This is a genomic window from Leisingera aquaemixtae (genome assembly GCF_006740765.1).
Taxonomy (GTDB): Bacteria; Pseudomonadota; Alphaproteobacteria; order Rhodobacterales; family Rhodobacteraceae; genus Leisingera; species Leisingera aquaemixtae.
Genome location: NZ_CP041159.1, coordinates 1405487 through 1421175, shown reverse-complemented (window position 1 = coordinate 1421175; position 15689 = coordinate 1405487). Strand labels below are relative to the sequence as shown.

The 15689-nt window shown below is 63.2% G+C and carries 14 protein-coding genes and 1 pseudogene; 9 read left to right on the top strand and 6 right to left on the bottom strand.

Going from position 1 to position 15689, the window contains the following annotated elements:
• Positions 1–88 precede the first annotated feature (88 nt).
• Positions 89–1459 (bottom strand): class II 3-deoxy-7-phosphoheptulonate synthase, encoded by a 1371-nt coding sequence (locus R2C4_RS08575; protein WP_141890315.1) that lies wholly within the window; start codon positions 1457–1459, stop codon positions 89–91.
• A gap of 180 nt (positions 1460–1639) precedes the next feature.
• Between R2C4_RS08575 and R2C4_RS08570 the strand changes: the two genes are divergently transcribed.
• Positions 1640–2644 (top strand): GlxA family transcriptional regulator, encoded by a 1005-nt coding sequence (locus R2C4_RS08570; protein WP_058286883.1) that lies wholly within the window; start codon positions 1640–1642, stop codon positions 2642–2644.
• A gap of 20 nt (positions 2645–2664) precedes the next feature.
• Here the strand turns inward: R2C4_RS08570 and R2C4_RS08565 are convergent, their stop codons facing one another.
• Positions 2665–3768 (bottom strand): PQQ-dependent sugar dehydrogenase, encoded by a 1104-nt coding sequence (locus tag R2C4_RS08565; protein ID WP_141890314.1) that lies wholly within the window; start codon positions 3766–3768, stop codon positions 2665–2667.
• A 189-nt stretch (positions 3769–3957) separates the two neighbouring features.
• Between R2C4_RS08565 and R2C4_RS08560 the strand changes: the two genes are divergently transcribed.
• The 7 genes from R2C4_RS08560 to R2C4_RS08530 all read left to right on the top strand — a co-directional run bounded on the left by R2C4_RS08560 (position 3958) and on the right by R2C4_RS08530 (position 10310).
• Complete coding sequence (locus R2C4_RS08560) at positions 3958–5151, top strand: ABC transporter substrate-binding protein (protein ID WP_141890313.1); 1194 nt, start codon at positions 3958–3960, stop codon at positions 5149–5151.
• A 99-nt stretch (positions 5152–5250) separates the two neighbouring features.
• Positions 5251–6039, top strand: a complete 789-nt coding sequence (locus tag R2C4_RS08555; protein ID WP_058286880.1) for an ABC transporter ATP-binding protein — start codon at positions 5251–5253, stop codon at positions 6037–6039.
• Positions 6036–6866, top strand: coding sequence for an ABC transporter ATP-binding protein (locus tag R2C4_RS08550; protein ID WP_141890312.1), 831 nt, complete (start codon positions 6036–6038; stop codon positions 6864–6866). Before R2C4_RS08555 ends, R2C4_RS08550 begins: the two co-directional genes overlap by 4 nt.
• Before the next feature lie 3 nt (positions 6867–6869).
• The gene (locus R2C4_RS08545) at positions 6870–7280 is read left to right on the top strand and encodes a hypothetical protein (RefSeq protein ID WP_141890311.1); all 411 of its coding nucleotides are present in this window, start codon (positions 6870–6872) and stop codon (positions 7278–7280) included.
• Entirely contained in the window at positions 7280–8290 is a 1011-nt protein-coding gene (locus tag R2C4_RS08540; protein WP_141890310.1) for a branched-chain amino acid ABC transporter permease, read from the top strand. The genes R2C4_RS08545 and R2C4_RS08540 overlap by 1 nt, the downstream gene beginning before the upstream one ends.
• Positions 8287–9609 carry a branched-chain amino acid ABC transporter permease gene (locus tag R2C4_RS08535; protein ID WP_141890309.1) on the top strand — a complete coding sequence of 441 codons (1323 nt, stop codon included), beginning with the start codon at positions 8287–8289 and terminating at the stop codon, positions 9607–9609. The genes R2C4_RS08540 and R2C4_RS08535 overlap by 4 nt, the downstream gene beginning before the upstream one ends.
• Before the next feature lie 23 nt (positions 9610–9632).
• The gene (locus R2C4_RS08530) at positions 9633–10310 is read left to right on the top strand and encodes a DUF2306 domain-containing protein (protein WP_141890308.1); all 678 of its coding nucleotides are present in this window, start codon (positions 9633–9635) and stop codon (positions 10308–10310) included.
• Here R2C4_RS08530 and R2C4_RS08525 read toward each other — a convergent pair.
• Positions 10297–11841: a helicase HerA-like domain-containing protein gene (locus tag R2C4_RS08525; RefSeq protein ID WP_141890307.1), complete on the bottom strand. Its 1545-nt coding sequence runs from the start codon at positions 11839–11841 to the stop codon at positions 10297–10299. The two genes, R2C4_RS08530 and R2C4_RS08525, sit on opposite strands and share 14 nt — an antisense overlap.
• 500 nt (positions 11842–12341) lie before the next feature.
• On the opposite strand from R2C4_RS08525, the gene R2C4_RS08520 reads away from it, so the two are divergent.
• Complete coding sequence (locus R2C4_RS08520) at positions 12342–13016, top strand: invasion associated locus B family protein (RefSeq protein WP_058286875.1); 675 nt, start codon at positions 12342–12344, stop codon at positions 13014–13016.
• Positions 13017–13086: 70 nt separating this feature from the next.
• Here the strand turns inward: R2C4_RS08520 and R2C4_RS08515 are convergent, their stop codons facing one another.
• From R2C4_RS08515 to lpxD, 3 genes and pseudogenes are all read right to left on the bottom strand, one after another.
• Positions 13087–14295, bottom strand: a complete 1209-nt coding sequence (locus R2C4_RS08515) for a beta-ketoacyl-[acyl-carrier-protein] synthase family protein (RefSeq protein ID WP_141890306.1) — start codon at positions 14293–14295, stop codon at positions 13087–13089.
• A gap of 8 nt (positions 14296–14303) precedes the next feature.
• Positions 14304–14561 carry an acyl carrier protein gene (locus tag R2C4_RS08510; protein ID WP_008556312.1) on the bottom strand — a complete coding sequence of 86 codons (258 nt, stop codon included), beginning with the start codon at positions 14559–14561 and terminating at the stop codon, positions 14304–14306.
• A gap of 48 nt (positions 14562–14609) precedes the next feature.
• Positions 14610–15682 (bottom strand): annotated as a pseudogene (lpxD, locus tag R2C4_RS08505) (UDP-3-O-(3-hydroxymyristoyl)glucosamine N-acyltransferase).
• Positions 15683–15689: the final 7 nt, after the last annotated feature.

Sequence of the window (15689 nt, the reverse complement as noted above, 5' to 3'; positions counted from 1 at the left end):
TTGACTGCGCCCCGAGGGAGAACCCCGGGGCGCTTTTTTTGGTGTCGGAGCCTAGCGGGAAGGCCGCGAACCCGCGGCCTGCCTGGTGTCAGTCGGCCTGACGGGCGCTCTGTGCAGCGCGCAGGGCGGACAGTTCCTCTGCCACCAGGAAGGCCAGTTCCAGCGACTGGCTGGCATTCAGGCGCGGATCGCAGGCGGTGTGGTAGCGGTCGCTCAGGTCTTCCTCGGTCACGGCGCGGACGCCGCCGGTGCATTCGGTCACGTCCTGGCCGGTCATCTCGAAATGCACGCCGCCGGGCACGGTGCCCTCGGCCTTGTGGACGCCGAAGAAGTCGCGCACTTCGCGCAGCACGCTGTCGAAGGGGCGGGTTTTGTAACCGGTGGAGGACTTGATGGTATTGCCGTGCATCGGGTCGCAGACCCAGGTCACCTTGGCGCCCTCTTCCTTGACCGCCTTGATCAGCCGCGGCAGATGCTCGCCTGCCTTGCCGGCGCCGAAACGGGCGATCAGGGTCAGCTTGCCTTCTTCATTCTCGGGGTTCAGGCGCGCCATCAGCACCTTCAGGTCCTCGGCGGTGGTGCTCGGGCCGCATTTGAGGCCGATCGGGTTCAGTACGCCGCGGCAGAATTCCACATGGGCGCCGTCGGGCTGCCGGGTGCGGTCGCCGATCCAGATCATGTGGCCGGAGCCGGCCAGCCATTTGCCGGAGGTGGAATCGAGACGGGTCAGCGCCTCTTCATATTCCAGCAGCAGGCTTTCATGGCTGGTGTAGAACTCGACAGTGGAGAATTCATGGGTGGTGTCGGCATTGATCCCGGCAGCCGCCATAAAGTCGATGGTGTCCTGGATGCGGGTCGCGATCTCGCTGTATTTCTGCACTTCCTGTTCATCGGTGAAGCCCAGTGTCCAGGAATGCACCCGGCTCATGTCGGCAAAACCGCCGGTCGAGAAGGCGCGCAGCAGGTTCAGGGTTGCGGCGGCCTGGGTATAGGCCTGCAGCATCTTGCTGGGATCGGGAATGCGGGCGCCGGGCGTGAAGGCGAGTTCATTGATGATATCGCCGCGGTAGCTGGGCAGCTCGACCCCATCGATGATTTCGGTCGGCGCGCTGCGCGGCTTGGCGAACTGGCCGGCCATGCGGCCCACCTTCACCACCGGCACCTTGGCGCCATAGGTCAGCACCATCGCCATCTGCAGCATCACCTTGAAGGTGTCGCGGATCGCATCGGCGCTGAACTGGTCGAAGCTTTCGGCGCAGTCGCCGCCCTGCAGCAGAAACGCCTCGCCGCGGCCCGCAGCGCCCAGATGCTGCTTGAGGCGGCGCGCCTCACCGGCGAACACCAGCGGAGGATATTTGGAAAGCTGAGCCTCGACAGCGTTCAGCGCTGCCGGATCAGTATAGTCCGGCATCTGAACCCGCGGCTTGCTGCGCCAGTCCGATTTTTGCCATTCGCTCATGACTTTTTCTCCGCATCAGAGGACTTTAGAAATTATTGGAAGCTCTATACAAAATCCGTACCTTGGAGGCCAGTTTAGAATTGCGCCTACTTGACCCGGCGTCCATCCTGTGAACACGGTTTTCTGACCTGCCGCGGAGCCCGCTCCCGCGGCCCGACTTGTTTCTTGAAGGACCCCGCCATGCAGACGTCACGCAAGCCTGCTGATTCTGGATTTGAAGCCGGCCAGCCGAGAAGGTTTGTCTTTGTGCTGCTCGACAAGTTCACGATGCTGTCCTTTGCATCGGCTGTCGAGTGCCTGCGGATCGCAAACCGGATGTATGGCGAGGACATGTACTCCTGGACCCTGGTGGGCGAAGGCGGCGAGAATGTTACCTGCTCTGCCGGAACCACGTTTCATCTGGATGACGATCTGATCGAGCTGCGCCGCGACGACGTGGTGATGCTGTGCTCCGGCATTGACGTGCAGGAGGCCACAACCAAGAAACTGCTGGCCTGGCTGCGCCGCGAGGCCCGCAAGGGGCTGACCGTGGGCGGGTTGTGCACGGCCTCTTATACCATGGCCAAAGCCGGGCTGCTGGACGGCAAACGGGCCACCATCCATTGGGAAAACGCCGACAGCTTTGCCGAGGAGTTCGACGAGGTCGACCTGACCAAATCGGTGTTTGTTATCGACGGCAACCGGGTGTCAACCGCCGGGGGCACATCGTCGATCGACCTGATGCTTAAGCTGATTGCCAACGACCACGGCGAGGAACTGGCGAATGCGGTGGCGGACCAGCTGATCTATTCCTCGATCCGCACCGACCAGGACACCCAGCGGCTGTCGATCCCGACCCGGATCGGCGTGCGCCACCCCAAGCTGTCGATGGTGATCCAGATGATGGAAGCCAACATCGAAGAGCCGATAAGCCCGTCGATCCTGGCGCAGGACGTGGGCATGTCGACCCGCCAGCTGGAGCGGCTGTTCCGCCGCTACCTGAACCGCTCGCCCAAGCGCTATTACATGGAGTTGCGGCTGCAGAAGGCGCGCAACCTCTTGATGCAGACCGACATGAGCGTGATTAACGTGGCGCTGGCCTGCGGCTTTGCCTCGCCGTCGCATTTCTCCAAATGCTACCGCGCCCATTACGACACCACCCCCTACCGCGAGCGCGGCAGCAAGGCGGCGGCGTATAAGGCCTGAACGGCTGCAGACTGCTCTGTCTAACGGGACAGTCTGAAAACCGCGCCCTCCGTTTCCGAGGCGAACCAGATGCTGCCATCGGGCGCTTCCTGCACGTCGCGGATGCGGCCTGTCTCGCTGCTTTGCAATTGCTCCACCTCCTTCAGGGGCGCACCTGACAGGCGGGCGATGTAGTCGAACTTCAGCGAGCCGACGAAAACATCGCCGCGCCACTCAGGCCACATGCGGCCGGAATATATCATCATGCCGGAGGGCGCGATGGAGGGGTCCCAGTACCACTGCGGCTGCTCCATGCCGGGTTTGGCGGTGCCCTCGCCGATCCGCGCGCCGGAATAATGGCGCCCGTAGGAGACCACCGGCCAGCCGTAATTGGCGCCTTTGCGGACACGGTTGACCTCATCACCGCCCTTGGCGCCATGTTCAGCGACCCACAGGTTACCTTGCAGGTCCAGCGCCATGCCCTGCGGGTTCCGGTGCCCGTAGGACCAGATTTCCGGCTGGGCGTCTTGCCTGCCGGTAAACGGGTTGCTGGCGGGCACCGTGCCGTCGCGGTTGATCCGCACCACCGATCCCTGGTGCAGCCGCAGGTTCTGGGCGCTGGGGCGGTCGCCGCGCTCCCCCAGCGAAAGGAACAGGGTGCCGTCGCGCGCCTCCACCACGCGGGCGCCGAAATGCCGGCCGCCGCGGGACCCAGGCGCGGCCTCGAACAGCAGCCTGACACCGTTCAGCTGCGTATTGTCCCGGCTAAGCTTGCCAACGGCCAGGGCGGTGCCGGCCCCGCGCCCCTGGCGCTTGGCGTAGGTCAGGAAAACCTCGCGGCTGCTGGCAAAGTCGCGCGGCACCATGACATCCAGCAGCCCACCCTGGCCCTCGGCGGCCACTGCAGGCGTGCCGCTGACGCGCTGCTTTTGCCCGCCCTGCACATGGAACAGCTGGCCGTCCCGCTCTGTCACCAAAAGGCCGCCGTCCGGCAGAAACGCAAACGCCCAGGGCACATCAAACCCCGCAGCCATCCGGGTGACGCGCAGCGTTCCCTGGCTGCTGGAGAGAGTTTCTGCACGCGCGGCCGTGCAAACCGCCATCAGCGCCAGGGTAAGCGTCACGGGGCGAAGCAGCTGTAACATTGAGGTCTTTTCCTTCTGCTGATTCCGCGGTAAATCCACGCCGGCGCTGCATCCGGGGATCAAGAGGAGGAGCAGCGCGAAACAGGCGGCCCGAGGAATATTGTTCCGGTTCAATAAGACTTTTCTTTTTCAACCGGCTTGCCTAGGGTCCGATGTGAACATTTTTGTTCCAACAATGGGAGTTCTCAAATGAAAAAACTGCTGATGGCCACTGCGGCCGCTGCGCTGACGGCTGGCACCGCATTTGCTGGCGGCCATGCGAAGGAAGTGAAACTGGGCGTGCTGTTCGGCTTCACCGGCCCGATTGAATCGCTGGCCCCGGCCATGGGTGCCGGCGCCGAGCTGGCCATGGAAGAGGTCACCAAGTCGGGCAAGCTTTTGGACAGCGCCACCGTGACCCCGGTCCGCGCTGACACCGGCTGCATCGACAACGGCCTGGCAGTGGCAAACGGCGAAAAGCTGGTGGCAGAGGGCGTGAACGGCATCATCGGCGGCGACTGCTCCGGTGTGACCGGTGCCATCCTGCAGAACGTGGCGATTCCGAACGGCATGGTGATGATCTCGCCGTCGGCCACCTCGCCCGGCCTGTCGTCCATGGAAGACAACGGCCTGTTCTTCCGCACCTCGCCGTCGGACGCGCGCGAAGGCCAGGTGATGGCCGAGATCCTGAAGGAGCGCGGCATCAACTCGATCGCGCTGACCTACACCAACAACGATTATGGCAAGGGCCTGGCGGACGCGATCAAAACCTCCTTCGAAGAGGTTGGCGGCGAAGTCACCATCGTGACCGCGCATGAAGACGGCAAGGGCGACTATTCCGCTGAAGTCGGCGCGCTGGCCTCGGCTGGCGGCGACATTCTGGTGGTTGCGGGCTATCTGGACCAGGGCGGCCTGGGCATCATCCAGGGCGCGCTGGATTCCGGTGCGTTTGAAACCTTTGGCCTGCCCGGCGGCATGATCGGCGACACCCTGCCCCAGAACGTCGGCCAGGATCTGGACGGCTCCTTCGGCCAGATTGCCGGTTCCGACAGCAAAGGCGCGGAAATCTTTGCCGAAATGGCAAAAGAGCGCGGCTTTGACGGCACCTCCGCCTATGCGTCTGAATCCTATGACGCAGCAGCGCTGTTCCTGCTGGCGATGCAGGCTGCCAACTCCACCAACCCGGCGGATTATGTCGGCAAGATCCTGGACGTGGCCAACGCCCCGGGCGAGCCGATCAACCCGGGCGAGCTGGGCAAGGCGCTGGAAATCCTCGCCGCTGGCGGTGAGATCGACTACCAGGGCGCAACCGGTGTTGAGCTGATCGGCCCGGGTGAGAGCGCAGGCTCCTACCGCGAGATCGAAGTGAAGGACGGCAAGAACGAAACCCTTCGCTTCCGCTGATAAGCAACGGAAAAGCAACCAAAAAAGAACAGCCCGGGTTTCGCCCGGGCTGTTCCAAATTAAAAACGCCGCAAAAACTGCGGCAGGGGATGTAATGACATGATCGTCGTCGAGGACTTGCACAAGCACTTCGGCGGGTTCCACGCGGTGGATGGCGCTTCGCTGGAAATCGCTAAGGGGTCCATAACCGGTTTGATCGGCCCGAACGGTGCCGGGAAAACCACACTTTTCAACGTTATCGCGGGTGTTCTGGAACCAACCTCTGGCCGGGTCACAATGGACGGTGAGGACATCACCGGCCTGCCCCCGCATGAGCTGTTCCACAAGGGCCTGCTGCGCACCTTCCAGATCGCGCATGAGTTCTCCTCGATGACCTGCCGGGAAAACCTGATGATGGTGCCCGGCGCGCAGTCGGGGGAAAGCCTGTGGAACACCTGGTTCGGCCGCAAGCGGATCGCCGACGAGGAACGCGCACTGCGGGCCAAGGCCGACGAGGTGCTGGAGTTCCTGACCATCAGCCACATCGCGGACCTGAAGGCAGGCCAGGTGTCCGGCGGCCAGAAAAAGCTGCTGGAGCTGGGCCGCACCATGATGGTGGACGCCAAGATCGTCTTCCTGGACGAGGTTGGCGCCGGCGTGAACCGCACCCTGCTTTATACCATCGCCGATGCGATCAAGCGCCTGAACGAGGAGCGCGGCTACACCTTCGTCGTCATCGAACACGACATGGAATTCATCGGCCGCCTGTGCGACCCGGTGATCTGCATGGCCGAGGGCAAGAAGCTGGCCGAGGGCACCCTGGACGAGATCAAGGCAAACGAGCATGTGATCGAGGCCTATCTGGGCACCGGTCTGAAAAACAAGGACAAGCTGGAGGCGGACGCATGAGCGACAACCCCTACCAGGACGATCACGGCAACAAGGACGCCTCGATCACCAACCTGAAAGGCGTGGGCACGATGCAGCCCGCCCATCTGAAAAGCGGCCCTGTCCGCAAGGTCGAGGGTGGCCCGTTCCTGATCGGCGACACCATGACCGGCGGCTACGGCCGGGGTCCGGACATCCTGCACGACTGCACCATTGCGGTCGACAAGGGCGAGATCGCGGTGATCGTCGGCCCGAACGGCGCCGGTAAGTCGACCGCGATGAAGGCGGTGTTCGGGATGCTGAACGTGCGCTCCGGCTCCGTCCGGCTGGACGGCGAGGACATCACCCAGCTGACCCCGCAGGACCGGGTGATCAAGGGCATGGGATTTGTGCCCCAGACCAGCAACATCTTCACCTCGATGACGGTGGAGGAGAACCTGGAGATGGGCGCGTTTATCCGCACCGATGATTTCCGGTACACGATGGAGCAGGTCTATGATCTGTTCCCGATCCTGCGCGACAAGCGCAACCAGCCGGCCGGTGAGCTATCCGGCGGCCAGCGCCAGCAGGTGGCGGTGGGCCGCGCGCTGATGACCAAGCCGAAGGTTCTGATGCTGGACGAGCCGACGGCGGGTGTGTCCCCCATCGTGATGGATGAGCTGTTCGACCGCATCATTGAGGTCGCCCGCACCGGGCTGCCGATCCTGATGGTGGAGCAGAACGCCAAGCAAGCGCTTGAGATCGCGGACAAAGGCTATGTCCTGGTGCAGGGGCGCAATGCCTTTACCGGCACCGGCAAGGAGCTGCTGGCCGATCCCGAAGTGCGCAAGTCGTTCTTGGGGGGGTGATAGATGTTCTTATCCCTGTTAATTCGCCGCGCCGGATTGCTTAGTGTTTTGAGCGCAGGCGCAATCCTTGCGGATTCCACCGTACTCCAAGCTGCTCCACTGCAGCACAGCTGCCTCTTTGATCACGTTGCAAAAGTAACAAAAGAAGGCATGCAGAGGGCTGACGTGTCCTTGCGGGTAACTGTTGCTCGCCGAAAACGCAGTGGACGCGTGATCGTGGATGGCAGCGGCGACTATAAGGCCCGTGCGAAGTCTTTCGATAACGGTGCTGTCGAGTACTTCTTCAAGACAGGCGTCTCGAAAGAAACAATCACTATAAGCCCGCAAGGCGAAGCCCTCTGGGACATCCGGTTCAGAAATGAGGATTACATGGTTTATGTCGGAACCTGCGGCGCAGTAGAGGTGTCTTCCTGATGGATCTTCTCAACGCCCTCGTGGCGCTTACCAACTTTGTTATCGTCCCCGGGCTGGCCTATGGCAGCCAGCTGGCGCTTGGCGCGCTGGGGGTGACACTGATTTACGGGATCCTGCGATTCTCCAACTTTGCCCATGGCGACACCATGGCGTTCGGCGCCATGGTCACCATCCTGTTCACCTGGCTGTTCCAGTCCGTGGGGCTGAGCGCAGGGCCGCTGCCGACCGCGCTGCTGGCGCTGCCGTTTGGCATTCTGGGCACCATTGCGCTGATGCTGCTTACCGACCGGACCGTCTACCGGTTCTACCGCCAGCAAAAGGCGAAGCCCGTGATCTTCGTCATGGTCTCGCTCGGCGTGATGTTCATGATGAACGGCATCGTGCGCTTCATCATCGGGCCGGGCGATCAGCGCTTTACCGATGGCGAACGCTTCGTGATCTCGGCGCGGACCTTCAAGAAGCTCACCGGTCTGCAGGAAGGCCTGGCGATCAAGACCACCGAGGCGCTGACCGTGATCACCGCGGTGATCGTGGTGGCGGTGCTGTTCTGGTTCCTGAACAAGACCCGCACCGGCAAATCGATGCGGGCCTACTCGGACAACGAGGATCTGGCGCTGCTCTCCGGCATCAACCCGGAGCGCGTGGTGATGTACACCTGGATGATCGTGGCGGCGCTGGCGACCATTGCGGGAGTTCTCTATGGCCTCGACAAATCGTTCAAGCCGTTCACCTATTTCCAGCTGCTGCTGCCGATCTTTGCCTCAGCCATTGTGGGCGGCCTCGGCAACCCGATCGGGGCCATCGCCGGCGGATTCATCATCGCCTTCTCCGAGGTGACGATCACCTATGCCTGGAAAAAGGTTCTGACCTACGGCCTGCCGGACAGCCTGGCGCCTGACGGGCTGGTTCAGCTCCTCAGCACCGACTACAAGTTCGCGGTTTCCTTCGCGATCCTGATTGTCGTCCTCCTGTTCAAGCCCACCGGCCTTTTCAAAGGGAAAGCGGTATGACCGATACTATGAAACATACGCTTCTTTTCGTCTTTGTCGGCGTGATGATCCTGCTGGAAGGCATGACCGACTTCCTGTTCTTCTCCGGCTCCTGGAACTCGGCGCTGGTGATCCTGAACATGGGGCTGATCTCGGCCATCATGGCCATCGGGGTGAACATCCAGTGGGGCTTTGCCGGGCTGTTCAACGTCGGCATCATGGGCTTTACCGCGCTTGGCGGGCTGGCCGTGGTGCTGGTGTCGACACCGGTGATCCCGGCGGCCTGGTCGTCGGGCGGCGTCAGCATCGTGATGGCCCTGGTGATGGGCGCGCTGACGGTTGTGGCCGCGGTGATGATCACCAAGTTCATGCCCGCAGGAAAACTGCGTGCGCTGGTGCTGGCCGTTGTGCTGATCGCGGGCTTCTTCGTCTACCGCGCGATCTTCGATCCGGCGGTCGGCTCGGTCGAGGCGATCAACCCCGCGCTGCAGGGCAATATCGGCGGCCTGGGCCTGCCGGTGCTGCTGGCCTGGCCCGCTGGCGGCCTGCTGGCAGCCGGTGCCGCCTGGCTGATCGGCAAGACCGCCCTGGGCCTGCGCTCCGACTACCTGGCGATTGCCACGCTGGGCATTGCCGAGATCATCATCGCAGTCCTGAAGAACGAGGACTGGCTGTCGCGCGGCGTGAAGAACGTGGTCGGCCTGCCCCGTCCGCTGCCCTATGAGGTGGATCTGCAAAACGATCCGTCCTTTGTGGAGCGTGCGGCAAGCTGGGGCATGGACCCTGTCACCGCCTCGACCGTTTACGTGAAGGCGGGCTATGCGCTGATGTTCACGGTGGTGCTGCTGGCGCTTCTGTGGATGGCGCAGATGGCGCTGAAAAGCCCCTGGGGCCGGATGATGCGCGCGATCCGCGACAACGAGACGGCAGCAGAAGCGATGGGCAAGGACGTCACCCGCCGCCACCTGCAGATCTTCGTGATCGGCTCCGCCATCTGCGGCATTGCCGGCGCGATGATGACCACGCTGGACAGCCAGATGACTCCGGGCACCTACAACCCGTTGCGCTTCACCTTCCTGATTTGGGTGATGGTGATCGTCGGCGGTTCCGGCAACAACTTCGGCGCGGTGCTGGGCGGCATGCTGATCTGGTTCTTCTGGATCAAAGTGGAGCCGATGGGTATCCTGCTGATGGAGCTGGTGACCTCTGGCATGGCCGAGGGCAGCGCGCTGAAGGGGCATCTGATGGAGAGCGCCTCGCATATGCGGCTGTTCACAATGGGCCTGATCCTGCTTCTGGTGCTGAGGTTCAGCCCGCGGGGCCTGATCCCGGAGAAATAGGCAACGGCTTTGGGATCGCTCTTGTGCAACACAGCCTGCAAAAGAAAACTGCAAAGGGGGCCGCGGCGAAAGCTGCGGCCCTTGTTTTTCTGGCGCTTCTGGCCGCGCCTTTCAGCTATTACGCCGCCGTGTTCGGGATCGAGGGGCTGGGCGGCGGCCCGCAGAGAGACAGCTATCTGTTCGTTCCGGGCGCTGCTTGGTCCAATGCCGCCATCTCTGTGCACATGCTGATCGGGGCCGCCCTGCCAGTTCTGGCGCCGCTGCAGCTGGGTCTGGGCCTCAGCGGGCGCCTGCCCGCGCTGCACAGATGGCTGGGCCGCCTTCTTATCCTGGCGGCCTGCGTGACGGCGGCGGGCGGGCTGGCCTTTACCGCCTGGCAGGGCACGATTGGCGGCTGGCCGATGGACATAGGGTTTTCGGTCTATGGCCTGTTGCTGCTGACCGCGGCCCTGGAAACCGCCCGCCTGGCGCGGCAAGGCCAGACCGCCCGCCACCGCAGGTGGGCGCTTCGGCTGCTGGTCCTTGCGATGGGGTCCTGGCTGTACCGGGTTCAATACGGGCTGTGGGCGCTGGCCACCGGCGGGGCCGCATCGAACCCGCAGTTCACCGGCGGGTTCGATCTGTTCATGAATGCGGGCTTTTACCTGCCCTGGCTGCTGCTGCTGGAGCTTATCCTGAGGCGCCGCCCTAGCGCCCCCTGAACAGGCTGCCGAGGATTCCGCGGACGATGCGGCGGCCCGTTGTCCCTTTCAGCTCCTTGATCACCGCTTCCGACATCGCCGAGGTAAAGGTGTCTTTCTCGCGGTAAGAGCGCGAGGTTGACCGGCTGACCCGGGTTCCCGAATAGCGGCGGGCGGCGTTGAATTCCCGCGCCATCGGCTGCGCCGACTCTTCGGCCTCGGTTTCCGAGGTTTCGGCCTCCTGCGCGGCTGTTTGCGCCCGCTGCGCCAGGATCTCATAAGCCGAACGGCGGTCCACCGGGGTGTCGTATTTTCCTGCCATATCGGACGCTTTCAAAATGGCTGCCCGCTCTTGTTCCGTGATTGGCCCCAGCTGGGTGCTGGGCGGGCGGATCAGTGTCCGCTCCACCACACCGGGCACCCCCTTCTTTTGCAGCATCGAGGTGACCGCCTCGCCCACGCCCACCTCGCGGATGGCGTCCTCGGTCGGGAACCGGGGGTTCTCGCGGTAGGTCCCGGCAGCCAGCCGCAGGTTCTTTCGGTCCTTGGCGGTGAAGGCACGCAGCGCGTGCTGGATGCGGTTGCCAAGCTGGCCCAGAATATCCTCCGGCACGTCGGCCGGGTTCTGAGTGATGAAATACACTCCCACGCCTTTGGAGCGGATCAGGCGGGCCACCTGCTCCACCTTGTCGATCAGCGCCTTGGGCGCGTCGTCAAACAGCAGGTGCGCCTCGTCAAAGAAGAACACCAGCCGCGGCTTGTCCGGGTCCCCGACCTCCGGCAGCTCCTCGAACAGCTCGCTGAGCAGCCACAGCAGAAACGTCGCATAGAGGCCCGGCGCCGCCATCAGCTTGTCCGCAGCCAGGATATTGACCATGCCCTTGCCGGCCTCATCGCAGCGCATCAGGTCGCTCAGCGCCAGGGCAGGTTCCCCGAACAGGCCCGCGCCGCCCTGGTTCTCCAGCACCAGCAGACGGCGCTGAATTGCGCCGATCGACGCGGTCGAGACATTGCCATAGCGCAGCGACAGCTGGCTGCGGTTCTCGCCGGTCCAGACCAGCAGCGCCTGCAAGTCCTTCAGATCCAGCAGCGGCAGCCCCTCATCGTCGGCCAGCCGGAAAGCGATGTTCAGGATGCCTTCCTGCGCCTCGCTCAGCTCCAAGAGGCGCGCCAGCAGCAACGGGCCCATTTCGGCCACCGTGGTGCGCACTGGATGCCCCTGCGCGCCATAAAGGTCCCAGAACGTGACCGGACAGGCATGGTAGCCATAGCCGGTAAAACCGATCTTCTCCGCCCGGGCCGTAAAGGCGCTGTGCAGCTTGTGGCTGTCCGAGCCCGCCTTTGCCAGGCCAGACAGGTCCCCCTTCACATCCGACAGGATCACCGGCACGCCGGCATTGGAAAACCCTTCGGCCAGGATCTGCAGCGTCACCGTCTTTCCGGTGCCGGTTGCGCCGGCGATCAGCCCGTGGCGGTTGGCATATTTCAAGGCCAGCCCCTGCGGCGTCCCGTAATCCTCGCCGCCGCCGCCCAGAAATACCTGTTCTGTCATGCCTCGCTCCTGCCTGTGTGTTCTGCCTGTGGATAACAATACAACGTTAACTTTTCCGTGCGATAGTCAATCTTGCCCGCCCCTGCACTTGCGGTTGCCGCGGCGGACATTTCCTCCCTGTCAGACTGGCCGTGCCTTGTGCACGGCCTCCTTTTTTCCAGCGCAGCTGCCTGTAAAACAGGCACCCCGGCCGGCATCCCGCCGCAATCGCCGGCTATTTTCGCCAAATCAGGGCCGCACTGCATTTTTTTGAAGTTGCATGTTGACCGATGGCCAGCCCTTTCGTAACGTCCTACGCAATAACTAAGTCGGCCAGTCCGACGGGGAGACGCAAATACGAAAAAGGGAACCAGCGGGTTCCCTTTTTTGTTCTTAATCAGCAACTTCCATGGTTGAGGCAGATTGAGCGGTTTTCCCCGCAGATCGCCTGATATTAACCTGACACTGCCCGGGCAGCGTGTTACACGCAAAAGCAGCGTCTGTAGAAAAATGAGGCATTCATGTTGAAGTCCCTGACCCCGATCACGCTGGCCGCACTGCTGGCCATGACCGCACCGCTGGCAGCGCAGGAAACAGCGGCGGAAGAGGAGACCGCCGGGGCGGAAACCGCAGAACAGGCTGACCAACAGTCCGAACAACAGGCTGAGCAAGGCGAAAAAGCGGAATCGTCCGCGGACGATATTCTGGATCTTGGCGAACCGGTCAGCACCGACCCGCAACTGGGCCAGCGCTATTCCAAAGAAAAGCACGGCGACTGGGATCTGGCCTGCATCAAGACCGAGAGCGAGACCGACCCCTGCTCGCTGCTGCAGGTTCTGGCGGGTCCGCAAGGCAATCCGATTGCAGAGGTGTCGCTGTTCCGGATTGACCAGCAAGGCGGCCAGGCGGTTGCCGGCGCCACCGTGATCGTGCCGCTGGAAACCCTGCTGCCGGCCGCGCTGACCATCTCGATCGACGGCGCACCGGCCAAGCGTTACAACTATTCCTTCTGCAACCAGCTGGGCTGCGTGGCGCAGATCGGCCTGACCCAAGGCGATATCGACGCCTTCAAGAAAGGCAAGCAAGCCACGCTGTCGCTGCGCCCGGCGCCTGCACCGGATCAGGTGGTGGAGATGAAGCTGTCGCTGAGCGGCTTCACCGCAGGATATGACGTGGTGGACGTGGTCAAGCAGTAACGCTGGCACCTTCCCGAAACCGGAACGCCGCGCGCCCCTGGGGGCCGCGGCGTTTTCCGTTTGCCGGCCCTCAGACCCTGCGCAGGGCCAGCACCGCGTTCAGCCCGCCAAAGGCAAAAGCATTGGACAGCGCCACATCGACCCGTGCCTCGCGCGCCTCGTTCGGGACCACATCCAGGGCGCATTCCGGATCCGGCTCCTCATAGCTGATGGTCGGGGCAATCACCCCGTCGCGCAGCGCCATGATGCAGGCCAGCAGCTCCACCGCGCCGGTGCCGCCGATCAGGTGGCCGTGCATGGATTTGGTTGAGGAGATCATCAGGCTGTCGGCATGGGGGCCGAACACATCCGCCACCGCGGCGCATTCGGTTTTGTCGTTGGCCGCGGTGCCGGTGCCATGCGCGTTGATATAGCCGACCTCGGACGCGTTGACGCGGGCATCCTGCAGCGCCCCGGCAATCGCCCGCGCGGCGCCCTGCTTGCTGGGCATGACAATATCAGCAGCGTCCGAAGACATGGCGAAACCGATGACTTCGCACAGAATTTCTGCGCCGCGCGCTTTGGCGTGGTCATATTCCTCGAACACGAACACGCCGGCCCCTTCACCCTGAACCATGCCGTTGCGGTTGGCGCTGAACGGACGGCAGGCGTCCTTGGACATCACCCTCAGCCCCTCCCAGGCCTTCACGCCGCCAAAGCACAGCATTGATTCCGAACCGCCGGTGATCATCACCGGGCTCATGCCCGAGCGCACCATCTGGAACGCCTGCGCCATCGCATGGTTGGAGGAAGCGCAAGCGGTGGAAACGGTGAAGCTGGGGCCTTTGAGGTTGAACTGCATCGACACGTGGCCGGCCGCGGCATTGTTCATCAGCTTGGGCACCACAAAGGGATGCACCCGGTTCTTGCCGTCCTCGTAAACGCTGCGGTAATTCTCATCCAGCGTTTGCATGCCGCCGCCGGAGTTGCCCAGAACCACCCCGGCTTTGGCTGACAATTCGCCATGAAACTCCAGCCCGGACTGCGCGATGGCTTCCTTGGCGGCGGTCAGGGTGAACTGCGTGAAGCGGTCATACAGGCTCATCTGCTGGCGGTTGAACCGGCCTTCGGCCTCAAACCCGCGGACCTGGCCGCCGATGCGGATCGCCAGCCGCTCCACATCGCGGAATTCCAGCTCGCCGATGCCGCAGCGGCCTTCGCGCATGGCTTCCAGCGTGGCGGGCACGGAATGGCCCAGTGCATTGATGGTCCCGGCCCCGGTAATGACAACGCGCTTCATGAGGGGGCTTAGGCCTTTTCCAGGATCAGCTTGTCGATGCCCGCGACGATGGCCGCCACAGTGGAGATGTCGAAATCGCTTTTCCCGGGCTCGTTGGCATTGAAGGGAATTGAAATGTCGAATTCCTCTTCAATGGCAAAGATGCTTTCGACCAGCCCCAGGCTGTCGATGCCAAGATCCTCCAAGGTGCTGTCGAGGGTCACATCCGACGGCTCCAGAACCGCCTGTTCGGCAATGATTGCAATGACCTTGTCCTGCGTGCTCATGTAAGGATCCCCGATTTTCTGCCTGGCGCTGATGTAGGTATTCGGCCGTTACTTGAAAACAGCCTTTTTTAACAATTCGATGTCACGCATCAGACGCGGCAGGCGGCGCTGTGCTTTATACATCTCAGTATGGGTCTCCATCTTGACGCCCGGATAGCCCATGATCACCCGGCCGGCGGGCACATTCGACAGGATCTTGGTGCCGCCGCCGGCAATCACGCCGTCGCCGATGAAGATATTGTCGACCACACCGGTCTGCCCCCCAGCACAACGTTGTTGCCAATGTCCACTGAGCCGGACACCCCGGTCTGGCCGCACAGCAGGCAGTCGTTGCCGACGCGGGTGTTGTGGCCGACGTGAACCAGGTTATCAAGCTTGCTGCCGTGGCCGATCACGGTGTCGCGGATGGTGCCGTTGTCGATTGTGCAGTTGGAGCCGAGCTCTACATCATCGCCGATGGTGACGGCCCCCAGGGAATGAATGCGGACCCAGGATTGCGCCTTGGCCTCGCCCTGATCGCCCAGGGTCTTGCGGGCGTTTTCGGCGCCCGACACTTCCGGCGTCACATAGGAGAACCCGTCGCCGCCGACCCGCGCGCCCGGCTGGGCGCGGAAGCGGTCGCCGATGGTGGCGCGGGCGCCGATCGAGACCATCTCGCGCAGCTGGGCCTCCGTGCCGATCACCGCATCCGCCCCGATATAGCAGTGCGGGCCGATCACGGACCCCGCGCCGATCTTTGCGCCGGCTGCAACAACCGCCAGCGGCCCGACGGAGACGCCCTCGCCCAGTTCGGCGCTGGGATCGACAACGGCGGAGGGGTGGATGCCGGAGGGAAACCCCTGGCCGCGGTCCAGCATGGCGGTCACGCCGGACATGGTCATCCGCGGGCGCGGGGCAAAGATGGCGGCCTTAAGCCCGAAGGACTTCCAGTCCGCGCCTTCCCACAGCACCGCAGCCTGCGCGTTGCCTGCCTTCAGGCCTTCGGCGTATTTCGGCGCCATCGCCATGGCAATCTGGCCGGCTTCGGCATCCTGCGGTTCAGCCGCGCCTGCAATCTGCAGGTCCAGGTCGCCCTGGGCTTCGGCGCCCAGGGACTCGGCGATCTGGCGGATTGTGAACATGGCAGGC